General features: G+C 59.0%; 6 protein-coding genes and 1 pseudogene. 3 read left to right on the top strand and 4 right to left on the bottom strand.

All coding sequences use genetic code 11. From position 1 onward, the window contains the following. Positions 1-84: 84 nt before the first annotated feature. From F560_RS0113385 to F560_RS0113395, 3 genes are all read right to left on the bottom strand, one after another. Entirely contained in the window at positions 85-1,470 is a 1,386-nt protein-coding gene (locus F560_RS0113385; protein ID WP_019006246.1) for an ABC transporter substrate-binding protein, read from the bottom strand. Between the two features lie 167 nt (positions 1,471-1,637). Beyond that, positions 1,638-2,426, bottom strand: a complete 789-nt coding sequence (locus tag F560_RS0113390) for a carbohydrate ABC transporter permease (protein ID WP_051088332.1) — start codon at positions 2,424-2,426, stop codon at positions 1,638-1,640. Positions 2,427-2,495: 69 nt separating this feature from the next. Beyond that, positions 2,496-3,425, bottom strand: a complete 930-nt coding sequence (locus F560_RS0113395) for a carbohydrate ABC transporter permease (RefSeq protein WP_019006248.1) — start codon at positions 3,423-3,425, stop codon at positions 2,496-2,498. Positions 3,426-3,701: 276 nt separating this feature from the next. Here F560_RS0113395 and F560_RS0113400 point away from each other — a divergent pair, with 276 nt between their 5' ends. The 3 genes from F560_RS0113400 to nagA are packed head-to-tail and all read left to right on the top strand — an operon-like array spanning position 3,702 to position 6,546. After that, positions 3,702-4,574 carry a MurR/RpiR family transcriptional regulator gene (locus F560_RS0113400; protein ID WP_019006249.1) on the top strand — a complete coding sequence of 291 codons (873 nt, stop codon included), beginning with the start codon at positions 3,702-3,704 and terminating at the stop codon, positions 4,572-4,574. Continuing rightward, a complete protein-coding gene (gene nagB / locus F560_RS0113405) occupies positions 4,571-5,299 on the top strand; it encodes a glucosamine-6-phosphate deaminase (protein WP_019006250.1) in 729 nt (242 codons plus the stop codon). The genes F560_RS0113400 and nagB overlap by 4 nt, the downstream gene beginning before the upstream one ends. After that, positions 5,296-6,546: an N-acetylglucosamine-6-phosphate deacetylase gene (nagA, locus tag F560_RS0113410; protein WP_019006251.1), complete on the top strand. Its 1,251-nt coding sequence runs from the start codon at positions 5,296-5,298 to the stop codon at positions 6,544-6,546. Before nagB ends, nagA begins: the two co-directional genes overlap by 4 nt. Before the next feature lie 741 nt (positions 6,547-7,287). On the opposite strand, the pseudogene F560_RS25070 reads toward nagA, so the two are convergent. Continuing rightward, positions 7,288-7,556: pseudogene (locus tag F560_RS25070) on the bottom strand (IS5/IS1182 family transposase); the annotation flags it as partial.

The raw sequence follows: 7,556 nt of genomic DNA on the forward strand, positions 1-7,556 counted from the left end.
CCATGCAAGAAAAACGCCGCCCGGATTCTCGAACAAAAAGGGGGGACGCGAACGCCCGCCCCTTGTTGGGTCCATTATATCAGATTATTTTTTGTTGGAAGCGATAATTTGAGCGGTCCGTTCCTGACAGTTTTTAATCGTGGTGTCGATGTCCTGGTTGCCGAGAATCAGCTTCTCGTACTCCTCGTTGATCGCCTTGTATACCTCGGACTGATACGATGCGGGCGGCACGATCTCCGAAGCTTTGGAAGCGACCAGCGTACGGACGAGCGATTCCCGGTCGACCAGTTCGGGGTTTTTCGCGCTGCTGAGAATCGTGTCGATAATTTTGGCGACGTCCTCGTTGGGCACCTTGCTCCAGGCCGGAACGTTTTTGCCCTGCACAAGCTGTCCTTCCGTGGTGTACCAGCGAATGAATTTATAAGCTTCTTCCTTATGCTTGGAGCTGGAGGAAACCGCCATGTAGTCCGTCGTTACCGGCGTGTAGCCGATCGGGTCTTCAGGGTTGTTTTTCGGATACGGCGCCACGGCGACATGAAACGTAAGCGGAACCTTGTCCGTACCGCCGATCTCGGTATTCATCCAGCTGCCGATCGTCAGCATGCTCACCGACTGGTTGAAGAACTGCGTCCGGTAAGCCAGCTTCTGCGAAATCATGTCGGAATACGGCACCGAAGACTTGTCCTGCTTCTCCATCCTCACCCTGAGCTCGAGCGACCGTTTGAAGTTCGGGTCGTCCAGATTGGAGGAACCGTCGGCTTTCAAAAAGTCGGAACCGGAAGGCTGGTTCAGCATCATCAGCTTCACATATTCCATCCAGCCGCCGCCCTGCGGCCCGTGGAAGTACGTGCCGTACCGCTTGGAGCTGCCTTCGCCCTTCGTCAGCTTCTTGGCGTACTCCGCATAATCGTCCCAGGTCCAGTCGGTCGGCACCGGAAGTCCCGCTTCGTCGAGATGATCCTTGTTCAGCAGCACATACCACGGATTGAATTTGCCCGGAAGCGCATACACTTTGCCGTTCAAATGGGTATCGACCTTGTATTCCTCTTCGACCTTGTAACCGCCGTCCTTCGCGATGAAGTCGTCCAGCGGCTCGGCCATGCCGAGCGCCACGCGCTGCGCGTAGCCGGCTGCATCGCTGAACATCAGAATGTCCATCTGCTCGGAGGAAGCTGCGGCAAGATCCAGCTTTTTCATCGCCTCCGCCGTGTCGCCCTTGTCGCTAAGCTGGACCACTTCCACCGTCACGCCGGGATTGGCTTCCTCGTAGGCCGCGATCGTTTTGGTCCAGTTGTAGTTTTCTTCCGTTCCGTGCGTATACAGCCGAAGGTTGATCTTCTTCCCGGAATCCGACGGTTTGCCCGATTCGGCCGGACTGTTGCCGGCTTCGTTGTTGCCTCCGCCGCATCCGGCCAAAAGCGCCGTCGTCAGTACGCCGGCGAGAAGGCCGGCCAACCATTTCTTTCTCATTGTCGTGACACCCTCCTAGATTTTGGATACGCAAGGCGGTTGGGCGGCGCAAAAGACGGTTGTCTCTCGCGCCGACATCCACATTATATGGGGAGCCATGTTCGACCTCATGAAACAATATTTACTCTTTTATAAATTATTTTTACTTTTATGGATAATATCGTCTCTCATCCTTTCACCCCGCCCAGGGCGATGCCCTCGATCACGTTCTTCTGCCCGATGATGAACACGATCAGCAAAGGCACGATCGCGGATACGGCCGCCGCCATAATCAGCGAGTAAAATTCGCCGCTCATCGAAGTGAACTTCTGCATCGCCAGCGGAATCGTGTACAGCCGGTCGGTGCGCAGGAAAATAAGCGGATTCTGGTAATCGTTCCACGTCCAGATGAACCGCAGGATGGCGTAAGTCGCGACCCCCGGCCTGACAAGCGGAAGCGCGACGGACCAGAAGGCGCGAAAATGGCCCGCTCCGTCGATTTTGGCCGATTCGATGAACTCGTTGCTTACGCCCATAAAAAACTGCCGAAGCATAAACGTGCCGAGCACGCTGAAGCTGCCGAGAATGATGAGTCCGATATGGCTGTCGAACAGCCCGATGTTGCGGTACAAAATGAACTGCGGCACGAGAATCGCCTGCCCCGGCACCATATAGGTGGCAAGCACGATGAAAAAGAGCCATTTGCCCGCCTTGAACCGGACTTTGGAAAAGCCGTAGGCCGCCAGGCTCGAAACGGTGCAGGAGACGAGCGTCGTCGCGATGCTGATCTTGAGCGAATTCCAGTAGTACAAGTAGAACGGGTAGCGCCCGAACCACACTTCCTTATAATTGGCGACCGCGTTCCAATGCTTCGGAATCCACTGGATCGGATAGACGAACACCTCGTTTTCCGTTTTGAAAGAGGTGACCAGCATCCAGACGAACGGCAGCAAAAACAGAACGCTCAGCGCAAGCATGATGACGGTGACGACGGTTTTGCCGAGACGGAGACGGGTTATGGCGTACACAGGCTGCGCTCCTTTCCGTTAATAATTGACCCATTTTTTCTGCGCCGCCCACTGGCCGAGCGTGATCAGAAAGACGAAGACGAACAGCACGACCGCCACCGAGGAGGCATAGCCGATTTTCAGGTTGGTAAAAGCCTGGTCGTACAAGTACCAGACCATCATGCTGGTCGAGCCGATCGGTCCGCCCTGGGTCAGCACCGCAATGATGTCGAACACTTTGAACGTGGAAATAATGCCGGTTACAAGCAGGAAAAAGGACGTCGGCGACAGCAGCGGAACGGTGATGCGGACGAACTTGGTCCAGCCGCTCGCGCCGTCGATATCCGCCGCTTCGTACAGATCCCGCGGAATCGACTGCAAACCGGCGATGTAAACGATCAGGTTAAAGCCGATGGAAATCCACACCGTAATCATCATGATGGACGCCAGCGCGAAATGCGGATCGGCGATCCATTTGGGCGGGTCCGACATGCCGAGCGCTTTGAGCGTCTGGTTGATCGGCCCGTAAGACGGATGGAACAGCACCTGCCAGACGACGGCGACGGCGACGATGTTGGAAATGTACGGCATGAAATAGGCGACCTTGAAGTAGCCTTTCATGTAAACGTAACGGTCGATCAGCACGGCGAGCACCATCGAGATGATCATATAGACCGGAACCGCCAGCAGGAAAATCAGGTTATTGCGCACCGACCGGATAAACAGCGAATCGTCCAGCAGCTTGCGAAAGTTATCGAACCCGATCCAGTCGATTCCGTCCCAGCCCGCCACGAAATTCCAGTCCGCGAAGCTGAGCACGAACGTCGCCACGATCGGCAGAAGGACAAGCACGAACACGCCGAGCAGCATCGGACTGACGAACAGAAATCCGGCCAGCGTCTCGGATCTTTCGAGCGACTTGCGCCTGCCGCCCCGCCCGATCGGCGCCGCAGCGGGATGTTGAGCCATGGGAAAACACCTCAATCCAAAAAGAAATAAGTGGTTTTTGAATGTCCTTATTATAAAAAAAATTACCGTCCGGCTTTGACGGTATTTTGATCTGATTCACGCTAATTTTGACTTTTGTGCGATCGGTTGGGCGGCGTCGCTTTCGAGGGCCCGCAGGGATTCGGCCATTGTTTTTTGGGGCGAAATCGTTTATGTTTATATTAGATGCGAAAATATTTTTCTTGTTATTTGTTGTTTTATAGTAAATAATTTTCGCGAACGGGAGGCGATCCGGGTTTGAGCATCCGCAACGCGATCCGCGACCGCATGGACGCCCTGCATCCGAAAGAGCGCGAACTGGCGGCCTATTTGCTGGAGCATCCCCAGGAGGCGGTCCGGATGACCATTTCGGAGCTGGCCCGCGCATCGGGCAGCAGCACGGCTACGGTGTCGCGCTTTTGCCGGGCGTTTCATTTCAACGGCTTTTCCGATTTCAAGCTGAAGCTTGGAGCGGAGCTGGCGCAGCAACTGGCGCAGCAGCCGGCGGACCAGTACCAGGACATCGTGGCGGGCAACCCGCTGCCGCAAATCGTGAAGGCGATCACGGACAACCACATCCGTTCGCTCACCGATACGACCCGGCTGCTCGATCTCGACCAGCTTCAAGCCGCGATTGCGGCGCTTCATCAAGCCGCGAGAATCGATCTGTACGGCGTCGCCACCTCCGGCATCGTCGCCCAAGACTTCTACCAGAAGCTGATCCGGATCGGCAAAGCGGCGGCGGCGTTCTCCGATCCCCATATGATGCTGACCTCCGCCGCTTCGTTGTCCGAGCGCGACGTGGCGGTGGCGATTTCGTATTCGGGCGAAACCCCGGAGACGATTCACGCGCTCCGCTGCGCGGTGAAGCAGGGCGCGACCGGCATCTCCATCACCCAGTTCGGCAGCAACACGCTCGCTTCGGCCGCTTCGGTGAGATTGTTTACGTCCTCGTCCGAAGCCGGCATGCGCAGAGGCGACATGGCGTCGCGAATGGCGCAGCTGCATGTGGTCGACATCCTGTTCATGGGACTGGTCAGCGAGCACTTTGACGACTATGTCCCCCGTCTGGAAAGCTCGTACCAGACGGTCCGCCAATACACGGGCAAAGAGGAGGAGCATTCGCGATGAACATCTTGACTTTCGATTCCGGCGACAAGCTGAACGAAGCCGGGGCCAACATCATCGCCGGCCTCATTCAGACGCAGCCGACAGCGGTGCTGGGGCTGGCGACGGGCGGCACTCCCGTCGGCATTTACGAGCGGCTGGTGAGCGGCTTCAGGCGCGGGCTGCTTAGCTTCCGCGGGGTCACCGCGTTCAACCTTGACGAATACGTCGGCCTGGATCGGCAGCATCCGCAAAGCTACTATTCGTATATGCAGAAGCATCTGTTCGCGCATATCGATCTGCCGGCCGAGCAGGCGCATATCCCCGACGGCAATGCGGCCGACTTGCAAGCCGAGTGCGAGCGGTACGACCGGCTGATCGCCGAAGCCGGACAGATCGATCTGCAGCTGCTCGGCATCGGGCACAACGGCCATATCGGCTTCAACGAGCCGGCGCATGCGCTGATTCGCGGCACGCACGTCGTCGATCTGGCGGAGGAGACGCGGAAAGCGAACGCCCGGTTTTTCGGCAGCGCGGACGAGGTGCCGAAACAGGCGATCACAATGGGCGTCGGCACGATCCTGAAGGCCAAAACGATTCTCCTCGTCGTGCGCGGGGCGGACAAAGCCGACATCGTCCGCCGCGCGCTTACGGGCCCGATCACGACCGAGTGCCCGGCTTCCCTGCTGCAAACGCATCCCCATCTGGTCGTCCTGCTCGACAAGGACGCCGCAGGCAGGTTGCCATGAGCGGGCCGTTGAATCGCAGGGAGCCTTGTCCGCCTCTCGCGCCCGTCGGCAGGGCGGGAAGCGGTGCCTCCCCAGCGGAAACCGTTATCGAAGGCGTTCGCGTCGTCACGCCGCAGGGCACGCTTCCGCAGGGCTGGATCTGGCTGCGCGGCGGCTTGATCGCGGGGCTCGGCGGAGCCGATTCGCCGCTGCCGGAAGAAGCCGCGCACGCGGAGCGGATCGACGGCCGTGGCGGTTGGGTCGTGCCCGGCTTTATCGACGTGCACGTGCACGGCGGCGCCGGCTACGACTTCATGTTCGCGGAACGGGAAGGTCTCGACGCCATTACGCGCTTCCATGCGCGGCACGGCACGACCGGGCTGCTGGCCACTTCGCTCACCGCCCCCCGCGAGCAGCTGACGGCCGTTCTTGAACGGGTAAGCCGGTACATGGACGGGCCGATGCCCTACGCCCGGGTGCTCGGCGTCCACTTCGAAGGGCCGTTCGTCAGCGTCAAATGGAAAGGCGCGCAGAACGCCGACTATATTCTTCCGCCCCGGCCGGATTGGCTGGAAGAATGGGTCGACCGGTATCCGGGCGTGATCAAGATGATGACGCTCGCTCCGGAATCCGAAGGCGCGCTCGAATATATCGACCTGCTGGTCCGCCACGGCATCGTTCCGTCCGCCGGCCATACCGACGCGACGTTCGCCCAAATGACCGCCGCCGCGGACCGCGGCCTTCGGCATGCGGTGCACACGTTTAACGGCATGCGGCCGTTCCATCACCGCGAGCCGGGCACGGCCGGCGCGGTGATGGCGGACGATCGCATCGCCGCCGAAGTCATCGCGGACGGCCATCACGTCCACCCGGCCGGCATCGGCATCCTCGTCCGCGCCAAGGGCGTCGGCAACGTCATTCTCATCACCGATGCGATGGAGGCGGCGGGCATGCCGGACGGGGACTACATGCTCGGGGAGCTTCCCGTCACGATGGCGGACGGCGTCGCCCGGCTCCGGGATTCCGGCAATCTTGCCGGCAGCACGCTGACCATGATCGAGGCGTTCCGGTTCATGGTCCGCCGGGTCGGCGTATCCGTCGAGGACGCGAGCCGGATGGCCAGCGGCAACCCGGCGCGCCAGCTCGGCCTCGACGGGACGACCGGCTCCCTCGAAGCCGGCAAGCGCGCGGACGTGCTGCTGCTCGACGATTCCCTCGCCCTGAAGGGCGTCTGGATCGGCGGAGTCCGGCTGGCCGACGCGCAATAGACATCGGCAGCAGCCATCGGCGGCAGCGGAAAAAAAGACGGCTGACCCCTTAACAATTTGAAGGCCGTGTTGGGGACGGCTTCGGAACCGTCTTCGTTTGGCCCCTTCCGGCAAACGGGTTCGCCCGGGTCCACCCGGGCGAACCCGGCTCTAAACTTGCAAACCCGTCTACAGACGTAGAAACCCGTTTTCAGACATGCGAACCCGTCTTAAAACAGGCGAGTCCGCGCTGCGTTTCGGTTTGAAGACGGGAACAAACGGGAACAGACGGGATCTCCGGGCGTTGAAGCCGGTTCGCAACGGGAGCTCCGTCCGGAAAGAGCCGCCCCGGACGATGGGGGGCATGGACGGGCGGCAATGTGCAGCCGCCATGTAGTCCGTCCAGTACCCTACATTGCACTCGCCCGCAGCGTTCAACCGCTATGTAGTCCGCCCAGTACCCTACATCGCACTCGCCCGCAGCGCTCAGCCGCCATGTAGTCCGCTCAGTACCCTACATCGCACCTGCCCGCAGCGTTCAACCGCCATGTAGTCCACCCAGTACCCTACATTGCACTCGCCCGCAGCGTTCAACCGCTATGTAGTCCGCCCAGTACCTCTCATGACCTCGAGCGGCAAATTGGATTTTATGTAAGATACGAGCTCCTTTTGCTTCTTTCCGGAATGTATGCTGGATTTTCTGCAGTTAACCTTTTACTAATTCGAAATAATTCTTCCCTAAGAGTCTAGAAGTCCGGTGAATTAAGTCAGTTTTAGCCGTCTAACTGACATGAAAAATGAGGAAACAAACATAGCCACCACTGATATGAGCAGGTTTGACACCGCCTCCGTCATCACGGATTTCGGTTTGTGGCATGCCAAAGCACCGGTTTGAGGTCGTTTTTTCTTAAACCGGCATAGTCTTTTCAGATTTTGAATGGTTGCCGTCAGTAGCGTCTGTTCCTGCATGCAGTCCAGCCCACGGCTCCGTGCGCGACCCAGACCATGTGCGACTTTGCCTTCGGCAAACA

The sequence above is a fragment of the Cohnella laeviribosi DSM 21336 genome (genome assembly GCF_000378425.1).
Classification (GTDB): domain Bacteria; phylum Bacillota; class Bacilli; order Paenibacillales; family Paenibacillaceae; genus Cohnella; species Cohnella laeviribosi.